Below are 25986 nucleotides of genomic sequence, written 5' to 3' on the forward strand. Positions count from 1 at the left end.
TACAGTGGACGATTATATAATGAATAATTCCGAGAGTGTCTATCATATTAAGGAACGATTTCAAAAATAGTACCTTTGTTAAAATCCGTTACTTTCATAGAACCATAGACCCCTAAATATAATCTAGTTTGATCTAAATTTGTTCCCAAACTCATATAAAAAGCCGCTTGCGTACCAAAATCATAATCGATTTCAATAACATGAAAGTCAGTATGTTTACCATGCGTACCAGCTCTAGAATAAGCTAACGCACCCTTTACTGGAGACTGAGATTCTTCTTTCTTAGCAAGGTCAGTAAATACGACGCTACCTGTTAAATTTGGGATTGCAGTCCCCATATATGGTTGAACTCCTGTAAGTGAAGTTCCTCCAAACTTATCCGGTCTGGAATCTTTATGATAATAACTTATTAGAGGTTGAATACGATTTACTGATGTTACTATTGTTTCATCATAATAAGCCGTTATCCTCTCATCCAAAGTAGGATTCTCAGAACAGTGCCTTATAAAAGAAGTAGGTAATTCCCCTTCCCATCCTCTCCACCCAAAATTAATAAATCCATATTGATCAGGAGTATCTCTCATTAAATGGATTTGAACGATTTCGGTAACTGGTATTGATTTATATCGAACAAAAGAAAAAATAGACTCTACAATATCTTGTCCGACGTTACCGGCATATTTGATATATTGATTATGCAACCTTTGAAATGAAATACCTGTTATATTACGTACGCCTTTTGCAATTAATGTAAGAGTTTCTTGAATAGATAGAGGAAGTTCATTAAAACGTGTAACTACTGGAGGATTATTTATGGACGTATTTTTACTTACATCGATTTCAATTATTTTACCCGCTATTTCTAAATCATCCTGGCTTAAATTAAACGGATCATAGCCAGAACCACCATCTCCATTAGTAAAAACAAGTTTTCCAGTCTCAGGTGAAAAGTTTAAGCTATTTACGCCGTTATGATTAAAAAATGGCCGTTTTATATTAAGTAATGTTCTTCGCTTTTGAGGTTGGCCATTTGATTGTAAAACCCATTCTTCAACTGTATCAATATGATCATATTGAGTATCTCTATTTGTCCACTTTAAATTTAAAGTTTTCGGGTCACAAGGATTCGGTTTAAATTGTTCTGAAAGCGAACCTGGTCCTTGAGTTCCAGCTATTGAATAATGAAGGTAAAATAAGCCGTTATGATTAAATTGTGGATGGAACGCTAGTCCCAGCAAACCGCGTTCATCATAACCGCTACTAGAAACACCTTCTTCAAATGTACCTAATTTAATAATTCGGTGACGAATATTTAAAAATGTCTTTATAGCTCCGTCTCCTATGTAAAAAACCTCTCCTAATTGAGTTGCGATAAATAGTCTTTCGATCGATTCACCTGGAAGTATAGCTGTTTTCAATACAGTCGGTAAATTTACTTTATGAACGATGGGCCGTAAACGAACCTTAACTTTTGTCAATTAACTTTACACTCCTTGTTATTCTTTTTAATAGAAGAATATGATGAGAGTAGTTAAATTAGTATCAAAACTATAGACGTAAAAGTGTGATATCCCTGTTCGTACAAGTCTGTTTTCTACTTAGCATCAATTAACTTACATTCCTTTTTATTACATTTTTGATATAATATAAGTATAAAATATAAATTAGGGGGACAATTCATGGCAATCTTACTACAAATCATCGTACCACTTATATGTGCAATATACTTATTTACCCTCTATCGTAATAGTACTATTGGAAAAGCTGCTTTTCTCTTAGCAGTCGTTATTGGGATTTTCGGTTTAGAGAATATCTTTCAATATGCTAGTTTAACTGATCATACTGTTTATCCATATTGGGGTAGTTTGAAGGCTGTAATCTTTATTTTATCAGTGGTGTTTTTATTCAAAAGAACCCCCACTCCATTTAATAATTAACAATTATTCATGTTTATTTAAAGCTTATTTTCAGAAAGAGGTTATGCAATGAGAGCACCATATCAAGTATTAATATTTCCTTATATAATAATTGAAGATTCTATTCAATACGCTATTTTTAACCGAAGTGATTATGGTTATTGGCAAGGAATAGCTGGTGGTGGAGAAGATGGTGAAACTCCTATTGAATCAGCAAAACGAGAAGCGTTTGAAGAGGCTGGTATTATAAAAGAATGTCCCTATATAAAATTAGATTCTGTTTCTTCACTACCTGTAGAGGATGTAGTCGGAGGATTTCTTTGGGGAGAAGATGTTTATGTAATAAAAGAATTTTCTTTTGGATTCCAAGTTTCTACAAAAAACATTTCATTATCCAAAGAACACTCCAATTATAAATGGTTATGCTTTGAGGAAGCAGTAACGCTTTTAAAGTGGGATAGTAACAAAACAGCATTATGGGAATTAAATAAAAGGTTATTAAAGCAATTAAAGTATTAGCAATAAATAAAAAAGATTAGGAGCGAATCCTAATCTTTTTTTGTTATTCAATTGCACCAGCAACGTCATAATCGTTTAAATCTAATTCAATTGGTTGTCCGAGTGCTAATTTAGCAAGTTCTGAACCTAAATATGGACCAGCTGTTAAACCTGAAGCTCCTAATCCGTTTGCAACAAGAATACCGTCGAAGTTAGGAAGTGGTCCGATAACAGGTAAGAATCCTGGAGTAAATGGTCTGAATCCAACTCTCGTTTCAAGCATAGTACCATCATCTAAACCAGGTGCAACAGTTAATGCTTTATGGAATACTTCATGTAAACCACCTGCTGTTACACGATGATCGAAGCCAGTTTCGTTTTCATGAGTAGCACCAATTACGACATGACCATTGTCAAACGTTAAAATATATTGATCATTTGGCGGCATAACAACTGGCATATTTTCTGTTGCTGTATTTTCCGTTTGTAAATGAACAATTTGTCCTTTTTGGAATGTAACTAAGAAATTGATTCCTAATGGATTCAATATTTCATTCGCCCATGCGCCTGCGGTTACAATTACCTTTTCTGCTACCATTGTTTCGTCATTTACTTTAACTCCAATAATATGATTACCTTCACGGACTAATACTGCGTCTCCTTTTATAAAAGTTGCGCCATGTTTTTTTGCAGCACTTATTAATGCGTTACGTAATGATCTTCCGTTTACTCGTGCAGCGCCACTAATATGAACAGAACTATATTCTTCAGATAATGCTGGGAATAATTTTTTCGTTTCTTCAGCTGATAAGCGAGTGATTTCACCAATCTCTGGTGCATCTTCACGTCGTTTATAAGCGCGCTCTTCCATTTTATCTAACTTTTTCTCATCAGTATGTAAACTAATTGCACCTACACGTTTGTATCCTGTATCCGTTTCACCGTCTGCTTCTAATTGCTGAATTAAAGAAGAATAGTAACGTGCACCGCCTTTAGCAATTTTATACCACGCTTTATTACGACGCTGTGAAAGCCAAGGACATACAATACCAGCTGCTGCATCAGTTGCTTGCCCTAATTGTTGTCGATCAACGATAGTAACATTCGCACCTGCTTTAGCAAGATGATAAGCAGTAGACGCTCCTAAAATACCAGCTCCAACTATAATATACGATTTCATTTCAAACACCTTTTCTCTTTTGCTAATTATTTAAATATAAGAACTTACTTTAGTATACTGAAAGGAATCCTTTTTTCAATGTGCTAAGCGCAATTAATTGTTGCACCATTGTGATTTTCCTAACCATTATTTTTTCTTCTTGCGGAATAATTCAATTGTTTTATAGCCTTGTGAAAGAATTTCAATCATTTTCTCAAGACGTTTGTCACGTGTTTTTTCTTGTTTTACAGAAAATAAATTACGCGCCCAATCTTTTTGATATCCAGGTGTTAAACTTTGATAAAATTTAAGTTCATTTGGATGATTAACTAATAATGCTTCAACATCTTTAATACGATCTGCATAATCGGCAACACATTGACTCATAGCAGGCGTTTTCTTCTCTTTTTTCTTTTCACGCTTTAAGCCTACAACAGTAAAGACGTCGTCCATACTTACCATTCGTGCAAATTTAATATCACTCTGTCCTACATACCCATCTTCGCCAACGTTTAACGCTGGAAACATCTCATCACGGTGAATAAACGTACTGTAACGAAAATTACCTTTTTTCGGATATGCGAAGAATATGTAGCCTTTTTCAATTAGTAATTCTTCATTACTAATAATATAATTCGTTTGTTTCACCATTTCATCAAGTGTTTCTACAAAAATAAAAATGGCATCGTGTTCTTTTGAAAATGCAGTTTCTTTTCCTGTGAAAATGTCATAATCACTAGGTTCATTCATTACGACCATATTTGTATACTTATTAAGTTTCAATTTATCAATAATTGACATAAAAATCTTCCTTTACATTCAAAATTCATTGTACATACTGTTCTAGTGTATTATATCTATTAATAAAATCAAACTTTAATAGTAATTTTAAATTAAAGTTAATAAAATAGCCGATTCTGCGTAAGAACCGGCTAGCTATTCGTTTCATCTCAAATCAATAGCAAATAAAGTATTTAATAGCTCTCTATATTGATCTTCTGTAATTTCACATTTTATTTTTTCCCCATTAATCATTTCAGTTAAACTCGTATTCGTTAAAGAGACATGGCCATAGTCCGTTAATTTCACTGCAATTGGTCCCTTATTAAAAATAGATTTCTCATCTTCTATTACTCTTTTTTGAACATCGTTCACTACTGTCTCATCAATGATACGATTATAAAAGGCATGACAAACTTTCCACTCTCCGTTCGTATCTTTTCTTTCTAGAACGTAATTTCCTTTACTTGTGTCTCGTTTTCTCACTCGATACGAACCATTTTTAGAGGAAACAGGCTCTTCAGTAAAAGGTACAGGGATTAAAGGTACTAAGGAAGCAATACCTACATCAATTAAGTATCGTTCGTTAGCATACTTTAAAATAATCGTTATATGTCCATCTTCAAGTGCCCATGCATTGATTTCATTTTTATATACGGTTCCAAGTGCAAGTTGTACATCATAACCACAATCTTTTAAAAAGTAGTAAAAAAGAGTATTTAATTCATAACAAAGTCCGCCGCGGGATGTAGTTAAAATTTTATTCTGTAAATTTTCCATAGTAATTGTATTCGCATTACGTGCTATAACATCTAAATTCTCAAATGGTATAGTGTGTGCAAATGCAAAGAGAATTGTATTTAATTCTTCAAACTTCACTTCAGTACGGTTTGTAAGATTCAATCTTGTAAACAGTTTGTATTGTAGACTTGTCATATTCAGCACCCCTTAACATTTATAAGTTAAAATAGTATATGCTGATTGTAAATTTGATGGGGTACTGAAACAATGTACATTTCGTTTAACTGTACCGGTACAAAAAGTCTAATTCACAAGATTACTTAAGAAAAGAAGTTACAAATACAAATGTAATAGTTTATCTATAGGTAAATTATTATGATCGCTTATATCAACAAAATATTGAAGTTGCCACATTTGGCTCTTTTTAGCTTGGTTGCTAACAGGAGTATCCCAAATAGGATACACTCTCATAGCCATCTTCCCTTTTTGACTTTGTGTTTTTAATATTTTTTCTTTAAGAAGAATTTCTTTAGGGAAAATAAATTGTCCTAATTTATTTTCATCTATACAAGTGATAACTAAAAGATTAGGAGCAGCGTCATAAGAAAATGCTTGATTATGCATATTGTCATCTTTCTCCCAAAAAGAAACAAATTGCCCAATTTTATTAGGGGTAATTTTTGATATTCTAAAACGAATGCTTTTATGATTTAAGTGAAATAAACATCCCGCATATTCTGCGTTTTGCTGTTCTTCTTTTAGATTCGTGATTATTAATTCGTTAGGTTTGTAAATTATATTGTTTAAATTTCGGATTACATCATTAAATTTGTTCAAGAAAATCCCCCCTTTATTCACCCCTTAGTTTATCACAAACATCAGTTCTTATATATTGTAAATAATAAACGACGTGAAAAAGAAGGAGATTTTACTATGGTATTATTAATGCTTCAATGTACTTAGTTTTTCAATTGCTTGTTGTTCAGTTGCTAAGTAAAAAATGTCTTTCCCTTTATTACATTCATAAATAAAATCCTTTAAGCTTTTACTCGTATACATAGAGAAATCTCCAATAATAGCAATCTTTACTCTGTAATTTATAAACTTTTGAAGGATATCACCAGCAAGGCGTGTTTTTAAGTCAAAGAAACTTTCAGTTATTAATGATTTGTCGATAATAATATGTTTAGCATCTACCTCATATTGAACTGTTGCCATAAGATCCAACGCAGTTTGAACATTGGATATTAGTACTTTATCATTTTTTATGACCGCAATATTTATTCCATCGATAACTAATTTCTTTATTTCCATAGTCCCACCCCTTTATAATTTACACAGTATGAGTAAAATTATTTTAAAAAACTTCGTATTAACCATAGATTAAATTAGCCGCAACTATTAAAATCGCCACTATTTTTTATTGTAAATATCTATTTTTTATTACTAATACGGTCAATGAAATTAATGATAGTTTCTCTTTTTATATTTTTGAATATATATATGAAATTGCTTTTACTTGTTATAAAAACATTGTGGATTAACATAACTTAACAAACTATCCAAAGTGTTAATCTCGGCATATGGTTGTATTTGGGTAGTATTCTTGATTTTCTGAGGGTTAAACCACACACCTTTTATATTTGCATTTTGAGGACCAGCAATATCCTTTTCTAAGTCATCTCCAATAAATAATACATCTTCTGGTTGTACATTTAGCTTATTTAATGCTAATTCGAATATACGTTTATCAGGTTTACTAAGTCCCACTTCTTCAGAAATAATAATCGTATCAAAGTAATTGTTTAAATTCGTGTTAATTATTTTAGCTTTTTGTCTATGCGTTGAGCCGTTTGTTATAATTCCAATTTTAAAGTGACTCTTTATATGATTTAAGAAATGAATAGTATTTTGGTCTATCGAAAAACATTTAGGGAAATTTAAATTCCAAAAATCTTGGATATAATCGCGTGGCAATCTATATTTCGGCGCGAATTCATCAAATAATGATTCTAAAACTATCGTTTTATCACTAATGCCGTATTCCCTTTTATCGTATTCTTTGAATTTCTGTAACATATTGTTTTTGACTGTATCACTAACATCCTCATAACATTTTTCTAAAACTAATAAAAACAAGTTATCTACTGCCTTATCCCTATCAATTAACGTATCATCTAAATCAAACAGCATCGCTTTATAACCCATCAAATAATTTCACAACCTTTCTCACATGATTTAAATAATCCCTTGTTCGCACCTTAGGCCTTTACTAAATTAGCAAAAAAACTAAAAAGTTTGTGGCGTACGCTCTAAAATTTCGCTGGCTTCTTTTATATTTAAATTCATCTCCCTTTCCCCTTCTAGTAAAATATCGAAAGTATATTTTCAAACAGTTTAAAAAAACTACATACAATTTACATTATTATACATTATTTTTTTGTAAATATTAATCGTTCAGCTTTTTATATGATAAGTTTTTTCAAGCACACAAATATTTCTCCATAAAAAAGGAATATGGGTAATAATACTTTTTTATGGAGAATACACAATCTTGAAAATGGAGTTAATACGTTAAACGTCCTATGAAGTTTCCTACTGTATCTCCACATAAACTACAGATAGTACGGCTATAATGACTACCAGAGGTGATATTATGAAAAACTATCATATCCTCGTGGTTGAGGACGATCAAGAAATTCAGGAATTAATTAAACAATTTTTAATGACACAACAGTATACAGTGGTAGTTGCTTCTGATGGACTAGAGGGTATGACACAATTTAATAAGCAATCCTTTGATTTAGTGCTTCTAGATGTAATGATGCCCAATCTTAATGGATTTGAAGTTGCTAAAATGATTCGAAGTCAGTCAAACATACCAATTATTATGCTAACTGCGTTAGAAGAAGAGGAAGATCAAATGAAAGGGTTCGATCTTGGGATTGATGATTATATAACAAAACCCTTTTCGTTTCATGTTTTGATTAGACGAGTCCAAGCTGTACTTAGAAGAAGTTATGATAAAAATGTAAATAATTATTTGGTATTTAAAGAAGTGCGCATTGATGTTGATGCATATAGAGTATATGTAAATGATGTTGAAATTTTGTTAACGACAAAAGAGTTCGAAATTCTACAACTACTATTTCAAAATGAAAGAAAAGTACTTACAAGAGAAAATATCGTAGAAAAAGTTTGGGGATACGATTATTTTGGAGAAACACGAATAATAGATACACATATTAAAAATCTACGTAAAAAACTAGCTATCCCCTATATTAAAACAATAAAGGGGATTGGTTATAAAATTGATGAATAGAATTGTAAAAATCATGAAGATGAAGCAAATTACTTATAAACTCTTTATGACTACATCTCTCATTTTGTTATCCTTTGCAGTGTTGATTTATTTAACTTTATATTTCTTTCTCCCTACGTTTTATGAGCAATACAAAACAGATCAACTTCAAACAGGGATAAAAGAAATAATTGATAAATCCAAAGATCTTACGTTTCAAGATGCGATACCACTTTTTGATGAATACGCAAAAAAAAATAACGCGATGCTTTCGCTTCAAAATAAAGAAGGAATAATTATTTACTCGCCTTCATTTTCTTTTATTCAAAGTGGTACACAAACAACAGTAGTTACTAAAGCAGCACGATTTGAGAATGCAGGTACCATTAGCAATTCATATAATGTTACGGAACCAATTCAATTCCAAGATGGTAGTTTAACGCTTGTAGTGTTCGCAACATTTCAACCGATTGATGAAGCTTCGCAAGTATTAGCGCGCTTTCTCCCCTATATTAGTATCATTGTGATCGTAATTGGTATAGGGAGTGCTTATTTCTATTCCAGGTTTATTACAAAGCCACTTATTTATATTAATGAGGGTGCACAAAAGATGGCAAATTTAGATTTCTCCGAAAAAATTGAGGTTCGCTCCACAGATGAGTTAGGAGAATTATCTAATAGTTTGAATGACATGTCTATTAACTTACAACAAGCTATGTTTGATTTAAAAAAAGCAAATGAACAATTAAAAAATGATATTGAAAAAGAAAGAGAAATAGAAACAAAACGCAGAGAGTTTTTTGCGATTGTAGCACATGAATTAAAGTCTCCTCTTACTGTAATGAAAGGATACTTAGAAGGGATGATATACAATATTGGCCCTTATCAAAATCGTGATCAATATTTAAAAAAAAATCATCAAATTATTGAAAGTATGGAACAATTAGTTCGTGAAATTTTAAGTATGTCAAAGTTAGAACAACACACATTTAAACTAAAAATAGAAGAAGTTAATCTTTCAAAGTTAATAGGTACAATCACAAAAGATCTCGAATTTTTCGCTTCTCAAAAAAGCATCCAAATAATAAAAGAAATTGACTCTGACCTTTCTGTTTATACAGATCGTGTACTTTTTGAAAAAGCATGTAAAAATATTATCCATAATGCAGTTATGTATTCACCACATAATGAAAAAGTCTATATAAAGTTAAGTAAGGATTCTAAACAAAATCAAATTAAAATGCAAATTATAAATACAGGTATCAATATTAAAGATGAAGATATACAACAAATTTTCAAACCATTTTATCGAATTGAAAAATCAAGGAATCGAAATACTGGCGGAAGTGGTTTGGGGCTATATATTGTTAAACAAATTCTTGAAACGCTAAATATAAAGTATTCTATAAAAAATATGGAACATAGTGTGCAATTTTGCATGAACATTCCTTTATCTAAACAACAAACAAACAAACTCCCCTCTTAGTAGGACGAGTTTGTTTGTTTTTGTAGCAAGTATAATCTTATTAGGAATCAATAAGGGGGACTTTTCGTTTTTTAAGCTCTTTATTTCTACCATCCAACTTTAAAATAAAATCAGTAGTTGTTATATATGCGATATCCAATTGAAATTCCCGTTACAAGAAAAACTCGATCTAAATCCATATTAAATTAAGTAGAGTTCAAAAAAATGGAGTTTGCGATGCTAAAAACAAAGTTAATAGATATGTTAAAAAGCTTAATCATAAATGGAACAAATGTGTTACTTAGATTGTCTATTACGTATAAAAAAGGTGTTCTTGGTAGTCTTCTCATTTTGTACAAGAGGAGTGCTATCCAGTGCATTTGTTAATTGTATAGGTATGTAAAATACTTATACAAAATCCATATATTCTTGAAAGAGGTTGAAAATGTATGATAGTTTCAAAGAAGGTTTTTCACATTGCACATTATAAAAAGATGCTACCTGTAGTATTACTTTCATGTGTAACGCTTATAGGCTGTTCCAATAGTAATATTCAATCCGAACCATCGAAACAAACCAAACAAGAAAATACAAGTAGGCATTCTTTTGTAAAGCTTGAAAAAGAATATGATGCTAAACTTGGTATTTATGCATTGGACACTGGTACGAATCAAACTGTTACTTATCGTTCAGATGAACGCTTTGCATACGCATCTACCCACAAAGCCCTTGCTGTTGGAGCACTGTTACAAAAGAAATCAATAGAAGATTTAGATCAAAAAATTAAGTATACCAGCAAAGATCTTGTGAACTACAATCCAATTACAGAAAAATATGTAGGAACAGGTATGACTCTGAAGGAGCTTGCAGATGCTTCCATTCGATATAGTGATAATACTGCACAAAATCTTATTCTTAAACAATTAGGTGGGCCAAGTGAATTCAAAAAATCACTAAGAGAAATAGGAGATTCTGTTACAAATCCTGAACGTTTTGAACCAGAATTAAATGAAGTGCAGCCAGATGACACTCGTGATACTAGTACCGCAATGGCATTAGCTACTAGTCTTCAAACTTACGCGCTAAGTGATATCCTTCCAATTGAGAAACGGAACTTTTTAATAGATTTGATGAAAAGAAATACTACGGGAGACAACTTAATCCGTGCTGGAGTTCCAGCAGGATGGGAAGTAGCCGATAAGACTGGCTCTGGGTCTTATGGAACAAGGAATGATATCGCAATTATTTGGCCACCAAATAAAAATCCAATTGTACTTGCGATACTTTCTAATCATGCTAAAGAGGATGCGAAATACGATGATAAACTTATTGCAGACGCAACTAAAATAGCGTTAAATGCTTTAAAAATAACGAATAAATAATTACTCCTACTTTACGGTACTTATATTTTGAAAGACATACACGTGTCTAAACGCTAAGAAGTATTAGTGAATTTATCCGAATTAATCAATATCGAATAATAAGTATCTCTTGGTAAAGGTTTACTATATTTTAAATGAGCAAATACTTTAGTATATATAGCTTTTGAGTAATCAAATTTTCGTTTTTTGAAATATAGTATACTGTATTGGAAAAGAGAACCATCCACTATATTTGTCGAATCACTTTTATTTCGTCTAATATTCGGTACTTAGTTTTCTCCAGACTGATATATTATACATACAACTATTCTAGAAAGGTGATGATGTTATGTATGAACAACAAAATAATAGGGATAGAGATCAAAAAATGGTGTTTTCTATGCAAGGAGTTCCCACAAATAAAGTTAACATGAATCAATTACCTAAATGGATTAGAATCTTCGGCTATTGTGCATTTGGCTGGATGATAGTATTTAGTTTAATTATGATAGTAGGTTTAATTCTTCAATAACTATACAAATACACAGTTAAACGGGACAGCATTTAGATTATATATCTAGGTAATGTCCCGTTTTTCATGTGTGATTATCCCATGATATAGGTAACCAATTATAATAAAAAGAACTTGTAGAATATCCTACAAGTTCTTTTTCAAGTATTGTTAAAAAGGAAACAACAAACTATTTTAACATTCAGTACAGGGAGACCATTTTGATTATGGCTTGATTTTATTATATATCAAGTATAAGCTTTTGAAATGGGTGGTTTTTGAAAATTATGTGAATTAAAAAGCTAAGATATTTGTATTAGATTTGGTTTACGACCAACTTCTTCTTACTTAAATACACTGCACGATCAGATTTTTTAGCAACTTCCTGTGAATGCGTTACAACAATAATACATTTATTCTCTTTATGTGCAAGTTCTTGAAACAGTTCTATAATATCCATCGCTGTTTCTTCGTCGAGGTTTCCTGTCGGCTCATCTGCAATAAGTAAATCAACATTACAAGATAATGCTCGAGCAATTGCTACACGTTGTTGTTGCCCACCACTTAGTTGCAAGACGTTACGTTTCGCTTCTACTTCAGTGAGTCCTACTTTCTCTAATAACTCTAATGCCTTTGCCGTCTTATTTTTCACTTTAACACCTGTAATTTCCATCGCTGTTAGGACATTTTGAAGAGCAGTCATATAAGTAATCAAATTATAAGATTGGAAAATTACAGATACATTTTGATTACGATATCGATCCAAACCAATTTTTCGAATATCTTTGCCATTATACAGTACATAACCATTTTTAGGGACATCCAGTCCACAACCTAAGCTTAGAGTTGTAGTTTTACCAGATCCAGATGGTCCTAAAATCGTGTAGAAATGCCCTTTTTGAAAAGAAAAGTTAACATTGTCTAGTATCGCTACATTTTTCCCATTACTTTCATAATAATAATCCAAATTTTTAAATTGTAAAATCGTTTCCATGTTAAGCCTCCTTATTCATCTTTTAAAAGAATTTGTTTTGGATTTAAACGTAGAATAGATAATGCCGGAAGAAGCGTTGCTATTATAGCAATAGCTAGTCCAATCCCCCCCATTTTCCCTACATCTTCTCGTGTTACACTTACATCAATTTTATCAATTGGATCTTCTTTTTGATTTTGTAGAGTACCACCAGGTCCAGACATCATTACAGTACTATTTCGCGTGGTGTCCGTTCCTCCGCTTGCAATAGCAATTTCACTCGAAAGTAAATTATCCCCGATATATTGAGAAACCTTAGCTCCTGTTGTTATGGATAATCCAAATGCTAAAATAGCGACACATACTACTTCTACTACGAACTGCGCCATCAGTTTCCATTTTTTCTCTCCAATAGATAACAGAATTCCCATTTCCTTACGACGTCCTTTAATTGATAGCATAATGATTAACCCTAATATAATCGCACCTGCAATTGAAACAATATAAATAATCATTTGAGAAGTCGAAGAGATATTTTCGATAGGACCAATCATTTGCTTGTACAATGAATCATGCGCATCTAATTTATAATAATTAAAATCAATATTAGATTTTTTTGCTTCTTTTTTAAATGCATCAATATATTGTGGATCATTCAAGAAATACACGACTTGAACACTACTTATACCTTGGTCTACTTCTAATTTTTTCATAGTTGAATGCGGCATATATAGTTTATTAGCTGGATCCATAATAGGAGGAGCCTGTTGACCCATTGCTTGCTCATTTGTTTCGTAAATACCGATAATTTCAACCTCAAGGGTTTCCTTCTTATCCCCTGATTGTACTTTAACTTTGTCCCCTACTTTCAAATTGTTTGATTCCGCTAATCGTTTTTCCATTAAAGCTACATTCTGACCCTTCATTTGCTCTGTAATTGGTTTTCCATCAATGATTTTACTTTTTCCGTTTTTAAAGCTTTCTTGTAATGCAGTCTTGCGGACCCCCTCAATCATAAAAGAAGCATTCATATCTATTTCTGTACCAGAGCTTGAACCGCCTCGTACAGCCGCCATTCCCGCTTTACCTTTTCCTCCTTCTGAAGCTCCTACTAGTTTAATTCCATCAGAAATTCCAAAAGTGCTGCCTATGTAATTATAGTCATTTACATATTTTGAATCCGCTAATTGATCTGCTTCTTTTGTATTAAGCTTCGGCAGATTAGGCATTTCTCCAGTTTCACTAGCTTGTTGACCTAATTTGTCAAAATCAAGACTTAAAGTAACATCTGCGCCCAGTTTTTTTCTTGCAGCATCCGCTGCTTTTTTTGATGCATTTTGGATTGTGAACCCTGAAAGAACCAAATTTGTAACAATCAGAAATACTGCCATCAAAATTAATGATGTTCCTATCCTTTTTTTCATACTGAGAATTGCGCGTTTCATAAAATTCATTTTCTCTTACCTCCTTGATAACTTGTATTCTATATATGTTATCTAGAGTCTATATGGAGCTAATCGGTAGTTTATCTAGAGATATAAGGAGTTTATGTGTAGTTATTCATTGGCCTGGTCAAGAAAAACTGAAAACCCAAAATGTAATCAATTTTGAATATTGATAATAAGTTTGTCTATTTAAAGGACTTATAGAAAAAGAGAGAGGTTTAAGGTTAAGCTTAATTTAATGTATGTAACATAAAAAAATTATTGTATAATTTATATACAATAAATATAGAGAACCTATTTAAATATCTAAATGGTAATTGTTAATGTTGCTCATAGAAATTACGTCATTTTAAAAAGTGCACCTTTTAATACAAAAATAAGCAAGTTAATGTTCTCTTATATGGGGTAGTATCACATGCCCATATACCTAATATTTTGTTTTACCTCCAAAATAAAAAAATAAGCTTTTTGATTGGTTGGATAGAGTTGAAGAAACTTATATTTAACTATGGGGTTCCGCTACATCACTATCAATCTAATATTTTGCAATATCGATAAAACGAAAAAGACGTTATCTTTCCTATAATTCTACAGAAAAGATAACGTCTTTTTTATACTTGTATACTCAAAATTCTTTTGAATTGTTTTTGGATGGCAAAACATGTTTCTCTACTCTTTCATATAGAGTAAGCAATTGCTTGATAAAAGAAAATTTAGGTACTAACCAATAAGAAAACAATGCTGAAACACATCCTATTAAAGCCCCTATTGCAACATCAAAAGGATAATGAACCCCTACCCAAATACGGGAAATCGCTACACAAAATGCAAGTATAAGCCATAACCATCCAGTTTTTTTACGAACAAGCCAAAATGAAAAACAAATCGAAAAAAAAAGTATCGTATGGTCACTAGGAAATGAATTATCTACAGCATGGTCGACAAGTTTATTCACATCCGGCAATACTGCAAACGGTTGATAATTTAGATGGAATTTCCCTGCTATTTTTCCAATCACCTCAGCAATTACAAAAGCAACCATCGCTTGAATAACCATCATCCTACTTTTTCTGGCCCCAGTAAACCAATAAGCTAAAATAATTAAAGCAAAAATATATACCATATATTCTGCCAAAAATACCATGATTGAGTTTAAGGGTGAATATTGTTTACCTAAATCATTAATTGCTCGAAAAATATCAATATTGAATTGAGAAAAAGACATTTCAACTCCCTCCTTTTTAGTAAGGTGTTTTACTGATTACCATACACCTTCATTACATAAATAGTTTTGGTTATTGTACTCATCTAAAAATATCAACCTCTAATGAAATCGCTTTCTTTTTTCATTTTAATAAAAAAAGAAAAAGGAAAACATCGAACTTTCTTACAAACATTCGAGTATTCTTACAGTTTTGTCATTTTTCATGTTTACTGAAGAATCTAAAGTGGCGTTTAATCCTGATACTTATTATGCTGGTAAGAGCCCTGATACAGCGGTGTATGGTGGTTCAGGAACATTCACATAATCGCACCTGCAATCGATACAATATAAACAATCATTTGTGAAGTTGAGGAGATATTTTCGATAAGACCAATCATAAAATTCATTTTTTCTTACCTCCTTGATAACTTAGTTATCTAGAGTTTATATGGAGCTAATCGGTATTTTATCTAGAGATATAAGGAGTTTATATGTAGTTAGTTAAAGTCCAATTGCAAAGTTTTGTATCATCAATACTGATGAGGAAATTGTGAAAGCATATTGCGGAGAGAATGCAATTAAACATGTAGCTGGAAATAAAAATGGTTCAGCGGATGAACTTCATACAGTTATTAAAGAGGCTACTAATAAAGTAAGACATAACTCTTATACAATTCCAAAATTAATCAACCTTCATTTAAGGAATACAAATGTATGAATTCGAACAGGTATCATTTGCAATATGTCATTAAAATAAAAAAGATCATCACTTGGTTTAGTTAGAAAACTAAGTGTACATAAATACAACGACATGAAAACACTTTGTTCCTAAATCCACTACTTGTATTATTGGTTGCGTGAAACTCCTTCTTGAGAAAGGTTTTTATTTCTGAATATTCTGTTGACTGTTATAACATATCCAATTTACAATTTAATTATGGTGTTCTTTCACAATTAAACTACTTAGAATACACTTCATTTATTTGAAAATAATTACAAATAGAGGTGCTCAAATGAAAAATAGAGTAAATCCAGAATTATTACAAGGGTTAGAGATGTTTCCAGATCTCGATTTACGCCCGGAAAACTTGCAATCAATTAGAGAAGGAATAGCTCAAATGAGACCACCTACCGTTGTTGATGACTCCCTTTCGTTAACAGATGAAGTCATTGTTGGACCAGATGCTAATCCTTTACCATTAAGAATTTATCGTCCAAAATCAAATCATAAATCTTTACCTGTCTTATTATGGATACATGGTGGTGGTTATATCTTAGGTTCTATAGATGATAACGATGATACTTGTATGAGGTTTGCAAAAGAAGCTCGCTGTGTGGTCGTATCTGTAGACTATCGCTTAGCTCCTGAACATCCTTACCCAGCACCAATTGAAGATTGTTATGCAGCTTTAAAATGGATTGCTGATAATGCGGAGTTATTAAACATTGATTCGAATCGAATTGGGGTTGCAGGAGTAAGCGCTGGAGGTGGACTAACAGCAGCATTATCATTATTAGCCCGAGATCGAAAATACCCTTCGATTTGTTTACAAATGCCACTCTATCCAATGATTGATGACCGAAATAATACACCTTCGGCCAATGAAATTAAAGAGGGATTTGTTTGGAATCAAAAGGCAAATGAAGCTGGTTGGAAAATGTATTTAGGAGAAATGTATGGAACAGATCAAATCCCTGCCTACGCAGCACCTTCTCGAGCTGAGGATTATAGTGGCTTACCATATACCTACACATTTGTTGGTCAATTGGATCCATTCCGCAGTGAAACATTAACCTATGTAAGCAATCTAGCGCAAGCTGGTGTTGATGTTGAATTTCATTTATATCCAAATGCCTATCACTGGTTTGAAGGATTGAATCCAAATGCCGAGGTATCTATTTACGCTGTGAACGAAATAGTACAAGCAATAAAAACTGGTTTCAAAAGAGTATCTAAAGTTGAAGCTTAATCCCTTTACAAGAGAAACATTCATGAATAGTTTGCATTGGTGAGTATTTATTTAAATATAATAGCCGATTTTTTTAAATCGGCTATTATTACGTAAAACTTACCTAATATATCAAGGCTGAGAAACAGATATAAGACGTTTAGACGAAGTGTTTATTTCCTCTGCCACTGCTTTTATGCTCATCATGATTTGAAGCATTTCTTCTATTGTTGTCCTTGGATTGATAGAGCAAAGTCGAATTACTACTTTTTCTTTCAATCTAGTCGTACTTAGCATAGAAAATCCTCTTTGATTAATTTCTTCCACCAGTTTTTTGTTTATTTCATGAATTGTATCTGTAGACGTTAGACCACAAGGAATGTAACGAAAAGTAACAATCCCTAATTGAGCAGGTGTTACTACTTCCCAATCTTTTTCTTTCCTTAAAAACTCTTCAACTTGTTCAGCCAACATAATACCATGATCTATTGCCTCACGAAAAGCTGTGATTCCAAATGCTTTAAAAGAAAGCCATACCTTTAATGCTCTAAATCTACGAGAAAGTTCAATTCCGCGCTCCCCAAAATTCACTTTTTCTTCTAAATTAGTTTCCGTATCCTTAATATACTCTGGGATCATACGGAACGTTTTACTTAAATATTGGCTATTTCGAATGAGTACACAACCAACATCATAAGGCTGAAAAAGCCATTTATGCGGGTCTAACGTCAAAGAATCAGCACGATGAATTCCTCTTAACAACTCCCTTCCTTTTTCACTGAGAATTGCTGCAGCCCCATAAGCCCCATCCGCGTGTAGCCATACATCTTCATCACCACATAGATCAGCCAATTCATCGAGAGAGTCCACCGCTCCGCAATTCGTTGTCCCTGCATTGGCAATAACACAGAATGGTTTTTTCCCTTTTAATCGATCTTCTTTTATTTGCTTTTTTAAAGTACTAACTGAAATTCTTAGCTCTTCATCTGTTTCAATTCGGCAAATTTGATGATGTTTAAACCCTAATACTTTAAGTGCTCGATCTACAGAAAAATGAGTTTGGTTAGAGAAATACACAACCGCATTTTCTATGTCATTATTCAACTTGACCTGTCTCGCTACAGTAAGTGCAGTCAAATTAGCCATGGAACCGCCACTGACAAATAGTCCTTCTGCTGAATCAGGGAATCCTAGCATTGATTTTAACCAGTTGATTGTCGTTAATTCAATTTGTTCAGCACCTGCACCTACTATCCAAGCTGTAGGAAATACATTAAATCCACTTGCTAAAAAATCTGCTACTACACCAACATAATTATTAGGACCGGGCACAAAAGCCATAAAATGAGGATGATCCACATGAGTAATTTGATTAAACACATTGTTATTAAGGAAATGAAGTAACTCTTTTGGATTGGATCCGTTTTCCGGAATCGTTTCAATTAGCTTGTCTCTAAAAATATTACTATCAATCGTTTCCGAAACTGGTTTACTTTTTAAATGATTCATATGATCAACAATTAAGTCAACCGCTTGATATCCTAACTGACGCATCTCTTCGGCTGATAACTGCAGGTTTTTTGTCATTTGGTTTACCCCTATTCTATTTAAAAAGGCGAGTTTTTTCTCGCCTTTTTATTTTTTATAATTTGTATTCACCAATTGCCTGTATTGGATTTTGAAGAATCATGTTGATTAACTGATGGATGTGATTCAATATTTCTTGTATTGTTGCTGCTTCATATACGGTTTGATTATATCCAAACTTTATTGTAAGTGTCTCTTCAGGGAAGCACATAATTCCATACTTTACATGCGGCTCATCAACAACTTCGTAATCTGTGATAGCAAAATTTCTGTTTTCATTTGAAGAGAAGATAGCTTGGTTAGTTGGATAGTTTTCAAAAACCCAAAGATGGTCAGTCAACTCGGTTTTTAATTCACTTTGCTTTTGTATATCAACAAATGAATAATATGCATACTCATTACACTTCAATGTTTCTAGTTGTACTTTTTGCAGGAAATCTACAAAAGTTTGCGTTTCTGTCCATGCTAGTCGGATAGGCAAAACATTTGTGAACAGACCAAACATATTTTCAATTCCTTCTACTTCGGGAGGTCTGATTGATACGAGATTAGGTAATACTATTTCTCTTGTTCCATTGTATTTGCCAAGCAATATTCCCCATACAGCTAGTAATGCCGTATTCATAGTTATATTGTTTTTAGTTACAAATGCCTGTAACTGACTAGTCAAATCCTTACTTAATGTTAAATCCATAAATGTGAAGTTTAACCCTTCACTTTGAGTTATTACTTTCTTTTTAGGAATACTAATTTTCCGATTGTACCCTGATAAATAATCGCGCCAAAAATGACGTGCTCTCTCATGATCTTGTGCTACAGTCCAATTTATGAATGTTTCAAAAGGTTTTACAATAGGTAAATCCGCCATAGTTCCGGCATTTTTTGTTTCATAGAGTTGGAATAATTCGTCTATTAAAATGCTAACGCTCCAACCATCACATAACAGATGATGGGAACTCCAAACCACCTTATGCTCCTTATTACCTAGTTGGAATATACAGAGACGGTTCATGAGTTCATCATTTTTAAATCCTCGACTTAAATTTTCATTCATCCACTGGTCTAGGAATCGTTGCTGTTCTTGTTTCGTCATATCAACCAATTTTTTTATCTCTGAAATCATTTGAACATCCTGTAGAACAGCTTGCCAAGGTTGTGCTTGTTCATCTTGCACAATTATTGTTCTTAAAGAATCATGACGATTAATTAATTGTTGGAAACACTGAATAAAGAGATCAATATCCAGTTCCCCCTCAAGTGACCAAATTATTTGTTCAAAATATGCATTTGTATCCGGTTCAGTCGCAGCATGTTCATAAATAACTTTCTGGAAAGGTACTAATGGGTAAATACGTTCTATATTTATATCCGGCATTTTTTCTTGTATTTTGGTAAGTATATGTTGATTAAGTTGTTTATCTTTAACATTTAGTAATGTAGCTTTATTATCGTTCATATTGTTTACATCATTTGTTTGTGAACTTGAAAGATGGTCTAGCTTTTTAACAAATTGAACCATGTCCCCTAATATAGGAAATGAAAATAGGTTTTTTGGCTCTAGCTCAAATCCTTGTCTATATAGTCTGACAGACACTTGAATTGCTTTTATCGAATCTCCACCTAAGGCAAAGAAATGATCATTTACCCCAACTCGATCTACTTTGAGTACTTCTTGCCAAACACTAGTTAATATTTTTTCCATTTCAGTTTTTGGAGCAATAAATACTTCATTTTTTTGTTTCTCTGGAGTAGGGAGCGCTTTTCTATCTAATTTCCCGTTTGGAGTCAAGGGTAATTGTTCCAAATAAACAAAATAAGAAGGAATCATGTAATCCGGCAAGTGATCTCGCAAATGCTTTCGTAGTTCTGTTGTACTAATATTTTGCTCATTTACCACATATGCAACTAAAAATTTTATTCCATTCTCATCTGTTTGATCAATTACAACAGCATGTTCGATTTGTTTGTAAGTTAGAAGACAATGGGCAATTTCTTCTAACTCTACTCGATATCCTTGAATTTTCACTTGATAATCTTGGCGGCCTAAAAATTCAATATATCCCTCAGGATGCATTTTTCCACAATCTCCTGTCTTGTATAAAAGACCAAAATCAGGATGTGATACAAATGCGTCATTCGTTTTCTGTTCGTCATTTAAATATCCTTTAGCAAGGCCCACTCCCCCGATATATAAATCCCCAATTACACCAACAGGGCACATTTTCTTTTCATAGTTCAACACATAATACGTTTGATTCGCCAAAGGCATCCCATATGGAATACTATTCCAATGTGATTCCACCTGTTTGACCGGATAATAAATTGACCAAATCGATGCTTCTGTTGCTCCTCCTAGTGAAACTACTTCTGCAATTGGAAAATGCCGTTTTATTTTTCCTGGCAAAGAAAGTGGAATCCAGTCTCCACTATGTAAAACTAAACGCAAAGAAGAGTGTTCAAAATGAGAACCTACTTGATCCAATGCCAAATCCATGATTGCAGGCACTGTATTCCAAATTGTAATTCCTCTACGCTCGACGGTACGGATTAATTCTTGCATGTTTCTTGGATCACGAATCATTACCAACATTGCACCTGTGCTTAACGTTCCGAAAATATCGTATACAGATAGGTCAAAACACATGGAAGAGATACCAATAATACGATCATCTTCATTTATCTGATATTTTCGATTAATGTCTTGAATGGTATTTGCAACCGCTTGATGAGTAATAATTACTCCTTTTGGTTTCCCTGTACTTCCTGAAGTGTATATGATATAGGCAAGATCTTCTGGACCAGCAATAGCGGGCATATCTTCTGTTGTATATAATGACAAATGTTTTTCTTCATAAAGACTAGGTTCTAATAAAAGTTTGCATGAGCTATTTTTTAAAATATATGTTTGGCGATCTAAAGGATGATCGGGATCAATCGGAACATAAGCGGCACCTGCTTTTAAAATACCTATCATATTAGCAATTGTGTCAACTTGTCTTTTTGCTAAAAGACCCACTTTGTCACCTAGACCAATGTCTTGCTCTTTTAAGAAATGCGCAATTTGATTGGAGCGTTTATGAAGTTCCGAGTATGTTAACCATTCTTGCTCAAATACCACTGCTACTTCATCCGGTGTACGTTTTACTTGGTCTGTAAATAATTGATACAGAGTAGTTAAAGGTATTTTTTCAGTTGTTTTATTATATTGCTCAATTAAAGTTTGATCCGATTCTTTCATCTGCAAAGATGTTACGTCGCTTTGTTTCACTAATTGTTCCAATAAGTCAACAAATTGGGAAAACATTGCTTCTATTACATCAACATCAAACAACTCTTCAACATAGTTCCAGCTAATTAATAACTCTCCATTTTTTTCAATTACTACATTATCCAAATACACTTGTGGAGTCCGAGCATGAATATGGCGAAGAGAACCAAGCTGTTCCCAAGCAAACGCACCCGCACCTGCTAGCATCGAGGTGAAAACAATTGGCATAACTGCTTTTGGCGTCATTTGGTGGTATCGAGTAAAATCTCGAATAAAGTTAACTCCATCGTAATGACGATGTTCAAGGCCATCCAATAAAGTAGATTGCGTTTCTTTTACTCTAGTAAAGAAAGATTGCTCTGGTTTTACATCAACATCCAACAAAATAAGCGATGTGAAATCTCCCACAATCTGTTCTACTTCTTCATGAACAGGATAACGGTTAAATACAGTCAAATTAATTGCAAATTTACGTTGATTACTCCAATATGCCAACACATCACCATATATTGTACAAAGCAGAGCGGAAGGAGTTACTTCTTTCTCTTGTGCTAACTTTCGTAGCTTTGTCCACTTTTCATTGTCCAGGATCTTAGTAAGTGATTGGAATTTAGGAGTAGCAATCTCTGCCGGATCCTTTTTTAACAGCAAAGAAGGTGCAAATGGAAAGTCAGGAAGCTTACTTGTCCAATAATCTTTTGCTGTTTTATATTCTTCACTTTGTTCCATTTCATCATAGATAAACATGTAATCTTGAAAATCAAAAGATAGAGATTCTAATTTTTGATTTGGTTTATAATAATAATGCAACAAATCCTGTCCAACTATGTTCATGCTTGCTCCGTCCATTAATAAAGCATCGTATCGAAAACATAATAAATACGTGTCTTCTTTTAAAAGAAAGGCTTTTAATTCAAACAAAGGCCATTTCCCCAAAGGGAATACATGGTTAGTCATTCGAGAACGTTCTTCTTGTAAGCGAGCATTTTGATTCCTATCATCTAAATCTATGAGACTAACTATTTCAATCTCGTAATCAGGAACGCTTTGTAATATTTGCTGTTCTCCCTCTGGTAAAATTACAGCTCGCAACATTGGATGACGATGAATTACCTTTTGAAAGCTTTTTGAAAGACGATTAATATCCAATTTTGTTTCATATTCAAAATATGTTTGAGGTGAAATACCACTTAATTCAAACTGTGAATTCCTCCCTAACATGTACGCTGTCTGAACCTCTGTTAATGGAAATGACTTAGACAAATCTTTAACATGAGTTGGTCTATTTTCAAAGTTTTCCCCTTTATGCTCTACCTCTACACAAGAACTAAGTTGAGCAATCGTAGGATGCTTAAAAAAATCTGTTGTACTTATTTTTAAGCAGTCTTTTCTTAATAAATTAATTACCTGAAGTGCTTTAATCGATTCTCCTTTTAAAGCAAAAAAATTATCATGAATACCGATTCCCTCAATCTCCATAACTTTTTCCCATGCATGCACCAATGTTTGTTCAATTTCATTGCGCGGTGCAACGTATGGAATTGATATATAATCCGTTTGTGTTATATCTAATAATCTTTTCCTATCTACTTTCCCATTTGGATTCAGCGGAATCTCTTCCACCTGAATCATTTTTTCAGGAATCATAAACTCAGGTAATTTATCACTTAAATATTTTCTGATTTCATCAAAAGAGACCTTATTATCGGATACATAGTACGCAGCTAATAATTTCCTATTTCCATATACTTGATCAACAACGATAGCTTGCTTTATTTGTGGATATTCCCTTAACTGGCTTTCGATTTCTCTTAATTCAATCCGATATCCCCGAATTTTTACTTGATGATCCATTCGACCTAGATATTCAAGTTCTCCATTAGGCAACCAACGAACGAGATCACCCGTATGATACATCATTTCTCCTGCAGTAAAAGGACTCGGTACAAATTTTTCATCTGTCAGTTTAGATTTCCCAAGATACCCTCGTGCTACCGCCACGCCACCAATACAGAGTTCACCCGGAATTCCAAATGGTTTTAATTGACCATACTTATTCAATATATAGGAATGATAATTCGGATTGGGACTTCCAATCGTAACTTCTTTGGCGGAGCTCAAATCCTTTACTGTTGCACAAATGGTTGTTTCTGTAGGACCATAAATATTTAAAATTGTCGCTTCACTGATGCATCGAATTTTTTCAACCAAATCAATGGAAAATGCTTCTCCTGCTAACAAAATAGATTTTAAATCTTTCAGAAAATTTACCCCTTCTGGATCACTTAAAATTACTTCCATTCGCGATGGCGTTGATTCCCATAAATCTACCTTATGTACTTTGACCAAATGAGCCAATTCTTTTGTTGCAAACTGGTCCTCTGTAGCAATGACTACTTTCGAGCCTTGTGTTAAAGGAAGACATATTTCTAACAAGGAAATATCAAAAGAAACACTAGCAAGAAACAAGAATGATTGATTATCTTTTACTTTTTCTCTCATTGCACTTAAAAAATGAACAAGAGATTTCTGTTCCACCATTACTCCTTTTGGATTTCCTGTTGATCCTGATGTGTAAATGACATAAGCTAAATCATTAGGATCGCCTTCCCGAATTAAATTACTTTCTTCACCTTGGAAGAGATGTTCCTCATCAAGATACAGCACTTCACCAGCAAATTGCGGTAACTCTACTTCCGTTCGCTTGCTCAATAAACATTTTGCTTGACTATCTTGTAACATATATTCAATTCGTTCATTTGGATAGTTAGGATCGATTGGTAAATATGCTGCACCTGCTTTAAAAATTCCCATCATGCCAATGATCATTTCTAATGACCGGTCTACCATAACCCCAATAATACTTTCCTTGGATACACCTTTACTTTGAAGAATAAAAGCCAATTGATTTGCTTTCTTATTCAATTCTTTATATGTTAAATATCGATCATTACAAACAACAGCGATTTGATCTGGGGTTTTTAACACTTGTTCTTCAAACAAATCTTGAAATGTTAGAGACAAGTCTATGTTTGTCTGACTGTTATTCCATTCTTCTAACAACTCTTTCTCTTCTTCTGCAATAATACACGTATCTTTCACTGCTAAATTCGGATTTTTTAATACTTGCTTTAAAATATAAAGATACGAATTTGCAAACTGTTGCAAAGAAGAAAACGAATGAGATTTGAAAGAAATTTGAAATTCAAATTCATTATGTATTTCATTCCATTTTCTTTGTATCCAAACCGCTAAATTATTCTCTGCATATTCTTCTATCGAATTTTTATTATGTAACCCTTCCATCCCAATAACAATTTGAAAAGGAGTTAAAGGATGTTTCACTAATAATTCAGAGAGTGGATACCCCTGATTGTCATACCCGAATAAAGTCGTTTCTTCAATCTGATTCACTACTTGTTTAAAGCTATGATGCGGATGGATTTCACTTCCTAAAGGAATCAATTTATTAAGATTCTCGCTTTTTTCAAGATTTTTTTCGATTACAGGAATACCAATAGTAATTCTTTCTTGATCTGTATAGTGTGCCAAACAAATCCTTAACGCGGCCTGTAACCAGCTAAATAATAATAAATCTTGAGACTTACTTTCTTTTTGTATACTTTTACTCAACTCTACATTCATTATGATTTGAACGTGCTCACAAGGATTTTCTTTATTTAGTTGGTAACCACTATTAAATATAGAAAAATCAAGAACCTCGGAAGATAATTGTTCCTTCCAAAACGCTTCTACCCCTTTATTTCCATGAATAGAACTTCGATCTTTAATGTGCATGTTTATCTTTATCCCCCTAATATTCATTTC

20 protein-coding genes are annotated in these 25986 nt (G+C 32.9%); 8 read left to right on the top strand and 12 right to left on the bottom strand.

Going from position 1 to position 25986, the window contains the following annotated elements:
- Nucleotides 1-47: 47 nt before the first annotated feature.
- Nucleotides 48-1478 (bottom strand): PQQ-dependent sugar dehydrogenase, encoded by a 1431-nt coding sequence (locus ACSG5Z_RS05820; protein WP_435710978.1) that lies wholly within the window; start codon nt 1476-1478, stop codon nt 48-50.
- Between the two features lie 201 nt (nt 1479-1679).
- On the opposite strand from ACSG5Z_RS05820, the gene ACSG5Z_RS05825 reads away from it, so the two are divergent.
- Nucleotides 1680-1937: a hypothetical protein gene (locus ACSG5Z_RS05825; RefSeq protein WP_060486781.1), complete on the top strand. Its 258-nt coding sequence runs from the start codon at nt 1680-1682 to the stop codon at nt 1935-1937.
- Nucleotides 1938-1985: 48 nt separating this feature from the next.
- Nucleotides 1986-2435 (top strand): NUDIX hydrolase, encoded by a 450-nt coding sequence (locus tag ACSG5Z_RS05830; RefSeq protein ID WP_435710980.1) that lies wholly within the window; start codon nt 1986-1988, stop codon nt 2433-2435.
- A gap of 43 nt (nt 2436-2478) precedes the next feature.
- Here ACSG5Z_RS05830 and ACSG5Z_RS05835 read toward each other — a convergent pair whose 3' ends face one another.
- The 6 genes from ACSG5Z_RS05835 to ACSG5Z_RS05860 all read right to left on the bottom strand — a co-directional run bounded on the left by ACSG5Z_RS05835 (nt 2479) and on the right by ACSG5Z_RS05860 (nt 7302).
- Nucleotides 2479-3594 (bottom strand): NAD(P)/FAD-dependent oxidoreductase, encoded by a 1116-nt coding sequence (locus tag ACSG5Z_RS05835; RefSeq protein ID WP_097890197.1) that lies wholly within the window; start codon nt 3592-3594, stop codon nt 2479-2481.
- A gap of 126 nt (nt 3595-3720) precedes the next feature.
- Nucleotides 3721-4374, bottom strand: a complete 654-nt coding sequence (locus tag ACSG5Z_RS05840) for a YdeI/OmpD-associated family protein (protein WP_262749018.1) — start codon at nt 4372-4374, stop codon at nt 3721-3723.
- Between the two features lie 144 nt (nt 4375-4518).
- Nucleotides 4519-5289: an arylamine N-acetyltransferase family protein gene (locus ACSG5Z_RS05845; RefSeq protein WP_435710983.1), complete on the bottom strand. Its 771-nt coding sequence runs from the start codon at nt 5287-5289 to the stop codon at nt 4519-4521.
- Between the two features lie 138 nt (nt 5290-5427).
- A complete protein-coding gene (locus tag ACSG5Z_RS05850) occupies nt 5428-5931 on the bottom strand; it encodes a MepB family protein (protein WP_262749016.1) in 504 nt (167 codons plus the stop codon).
- Between the two features lie 105 nt (nt 5932-6036).
- Nucleotides 6037-6408, bottom strand: coding sequence for a DUF4180 domain-containing protein (locus ACSG5Z_RS05855; protein ID WP_262749015.1), 372 nt, complete (start codon nt 6406-6408; stop codon nt 6037-6039).
- Nucleotides 6409-6609: 201 nt separating this feature from the next.
- Entirely contained in the window at nt 6610-7302 is a 693-nt protein-coding gene (locus ACSG5Z_RS05860) for an HAD family hydrolase (protein ID WP_435711259.1), read from the bottom strand.
- A 448-nt stretch (nt 7303-7750) separates the two neighbouring features.
- Between ACSG5Z_RS05860 and ACSG5Z_RS05865 the strand changes: the two genes are divergently transcribed.
- From ACSG5Z_RS05865 to ACSG5Z_RS05880, 4 genes are all read left to right on the top strand, one after another.
- Complete coding sequence (locus ACSG5Z_RS05865; protein WP_087984467.1) at nt 7751-8416, top strand: response regulator transcription factor; 666 nt, start codon at nt 7751-7753, stop codon at nt 8414-8416.
- Nucleotides 8409-9881, top strand: a complete 1473-nt coding sequence (locus ACSG5Z_RS05870; protein ID WP_435711260.1) for a sensor histidine kinase — start codon at nt 8409-8411, stop codon at nt 9879-9881. The genes ACSG5Z_RS05865 and ACSG5Z_RS05870 overlap by 8 nt, the downstream gene beginning before the upstream one ends.
- Before the next feature lie 428 nt (nt 9882-10309).
- On the top strand, nt 10310-11242 hold the full coding sequence (gene bla / locus ACSG5Z_RS05875) for a class A beta-lactamase (protein WP_199694272.1): 933 nt from the start codon (nt 10310-10312) through the stop codon (nt 11240-11242).
- Between the two features lie 328 nt (nt 11243-11570).
- Nucleotides 11571-11753 carry a hypothetical protein gene (locus tag ACSG5Z_RS05880; protein ID WP_098089982.1) on the top strand — a complete coding sequence of 61 codons (183 nt, stop codon included), beginning with the start codon at nt 11571-11573 and terminating at the stop codon, nt 11751-11753.
- Between the two features lie 295 nt (nt 11754-12048).
- Here ACSG5Z_RS05880 and ACSG5Z_RS05885 read toward each other — a convergent pair whose 3' ends face one another.
- The 3 genes from ACSG5Z_RS05885 to ACSG5Z_RS05895 all read right to left on the bottom strand — a co-directional run bounded on the left by ACSG5Z_RS05885 (nt 12049) and on the right by ACSG5Z_RS05895 (nt 15375).
- Nucleotides 12049-12726 (bottom strand): ABC transporter ATP-binding protein, encoded by a 678-nt coding sequence (locus ACSG5Z_RS05885; protein WP_098203735.1) that lies wholly within the window; start codon nt 12724-12726, stop codon nt 12049-12051.
- A gap of 11 nt (nt 12727-12737) precedes the next feature.
- The gene (locus ACSG5Z_RS05890) at nt 12738-14159 is read right to left on the bottom strand and encodes an ABC transporter permease (protein WP_435710985.1); all 1422 of its coding nucleotides are present in this window, start codon (nt 14157-14159) and stop codon (nt 12738-12740) included.
- A gap of 616 nt (nt 14160-14775) precedes the next feature.
- The gene (locus ACSG5Z_RS05895) at nt 14776-15375 is read right to left on the bottom strand and encodes an undecaprenyl-diphosphatase (protein ID WP_147788209.1); all 600 of its coding nucleotides are present in this window, start codon (nt 15373-15375) and stop codon (nt 14776-14778) included.
- Nucleotides 15376-15904: 529 nt separating this feature from the next.
- Here ACSG5Z_RS05895 and ACSG5Z_RS05900 point away from each other — a divergent pair.
- Both ACSG5Z_RS05900 and ACSG5Z_RS05905 read left to right on the top strand, forming a co-directional pair.
- The gene (locus ACSG5Z_RS05900; RefSeq protein WP_170969789.1) at nt 15905-16072 is read left to right on the top strand and encodes a hypothetical protein; all 168 of its coding nucleotides are present in this window, start codon (nt 15905-15907) and stop codon (nt 16070-16072) included.
- Between the two features lie 295 nt (nt 16073-16367).
- Nucleotides 16368-17324, top strand: a complete 957-nt coding sequence (locus ACSG5Z_RS05905; protein WP_097857633.1) for an alpha/beta hydrolase — start codon at nt 16368-16370, stop codon at nt 17322-17324.
- A gap of 111 nt (nt 17325-17435) precedes the next feature.
- Here the strand turns inward: ACSG5Z_RS05905 and ACSG5Z_RS05910 are convergent, their stop codons facing one another.
- Both ACSG5Z_RS05910 and ACSG5Z_RS05915 read right to left on the bottom strand, forming a co-directional pair.
- The gene (locus tag ACSG5Z_RS05910; protein ID WP_098136701.1) at nt 17436-18890 is read right to left on the bottom strand and encodes an aromatic-L-amino-acid decarboxylase; all 1455 of its coding nucleotides are present in this window, start codon (nt 18888-18890) and stop codon (nt 17436-17438) included.
- Nucleotides 18891-18945: 55 nt separating this feature from the next.
- The gene (locus ACSG5Z_RS05915; RefSeq protein WP_435710987.1) at nt 18946-25956 is read right to left on the bottom strand and encodes a non-ribosomal peptide synthetase; all 7011 of its coding nucleotides are present in this window, start codon (nt 25954-25956) and stop codon (nt 18946-18948) included.
- Nucleotides 25957-25986: the final 30 nt, after the last annotated feature.

The organism is Bacillus pretiosus (genome assembly GCF_051294775.1).
Taxonomy (GTDB): domain Bacteria; phylum Bacillota; class Bacilli; order Bacillales; family Bacillaceae_G; genus Bacillus_A; species Bacillus_A wiedmannii.

What these genes read in the sequence shown, in the direction of transcription:
- ACSG5Z_RS05825 (WP_060486781.1), top strand. Translation starts at nt 1,680, where the DNA reads ATGGCAATCTTACTACAAATCATCGTACCACTTATATGTGCAATATAC.
- ACSG5Z_RS05830 (WP_435710980.1), top strand. Translation starts at nt 1,986, where the DNA reads ATGAGAGCACCATATCAAGTATTAATATTTCCTTATATAATAATTGAA.
- ACSG5Z_RS05835 (WP_097890197.1), bottom strand. Translation starts at nt 3,594, where the DNA reads ATGAAATCGTATATTATAGTTGGAGCTGGTATTTTAGGAGCGTCTACT.
- ACSG5Z_RS05840 (WP_262749018.1), bottom strand. Translation starts at nt 4,374, where the DNA reads ATGTCAATTATTGATAAATTGAAACTTAATAAGTATACAAATATGGTC.
- ACSG5Z_RS05845 (WP_435710983.1), bottom strand. Translation starts at nt 5,289, where the DNA reads ATGACAAGTCTACAATACAAACTGTTTACAAGATTGAATCTTACAAAC.
- ACSG5Z_RS05855 (WP_262749015.1), bottom strand. Translation starts at nt 6,408, where the DNA reads ATGGAAATAAAGAAATTAGTTATCGATGGAATAAATATTGCGGTCATA.
- ACSG5Z_RS05860 (WP_435711259.1), bottom strand. Translation starts at nt 7,302, where the DNA reads ATGGGTTATAAAGCGATGCTGTTTGATTTAGATGATACGTTAATTGAT.
- ACSG5Z_RS05865 (WP_087984467.1), top strand. Translation starts at nt 7,751, where the DNA reads ATGAAAAACTATCATATCCTCGTGGTTGAGGACGATCAAGAAATTCAG.
- ACSG5Z_RS05870 (WP_435711260.1), top strand. Translation starts at nt 8,409, where the DNA reads ATGAATAGAATTGTAAAAATCATGAAGATGAAGCAAATTACTTATAAA.
- bla (WP_199694272.1), top strand. Translation starts at nt 10,310, where the DNA reads ATGATAGTTTCAAAGAAGGTTTTTCACATTGCACATTATAAAAAGATG.
- ACSG5Z_RS05880 (WP_098089982.1), top strand. Translation starts at nt 11,571, where the DNA reads ATGTATGAACAACAAAATAATAGGGATAGAGATCAAAAAATGGTGTTT.
- ACSG5Z_RS05885 (WP_098203735.1), bottom strand. Translation starts at nt 12,726, where the DNA reads ATGGAAACGATTTTACAATTTAAAAATTTGGATTATTATTATGAAAGT.
- ACSG5Z_RS05890 (WP_435710985.1), bottom strand. Translation starts at nt 14,159, where the DNA reads ATGAATTTTATGAAACGCGCAATTCTCAGTATGAAAAAAAGGATAGGA.
- ACSG5Z_RS05895 (WP_147788209.1), bottom strand. Translation starts at nt 15,375, where the DNA reads ATGTCTTTTTCTCAATTCAATATTGATATTTTTCGAGCAATTAATGAT.
- ACSG5Z_RS05905 (WP_097857633.1), top strand. Translation starts at nt 16,368, where the DNA reads ATGAAAAATAGAGTAAATCCAGAATTATTACAAGGGTTAGAGATGTTT.
- ACSG5Z_RS05910 (WP_098136701.1), bottom strand. Translation starts at nt 18,890, where the DNA reads ATGACAAAAAACCTGCAGTTATCAGCCGAAGAGATGCGTCAGTTAGGA.
- ACSG5Z_RS05915 (WP_435710987.1), bottom strand. Translation starts at nt 25,956, where the DNA reads ATGCACATTAAAGATCGAAGTTCTATTCATGGAAATAAAGGGGTAGAA.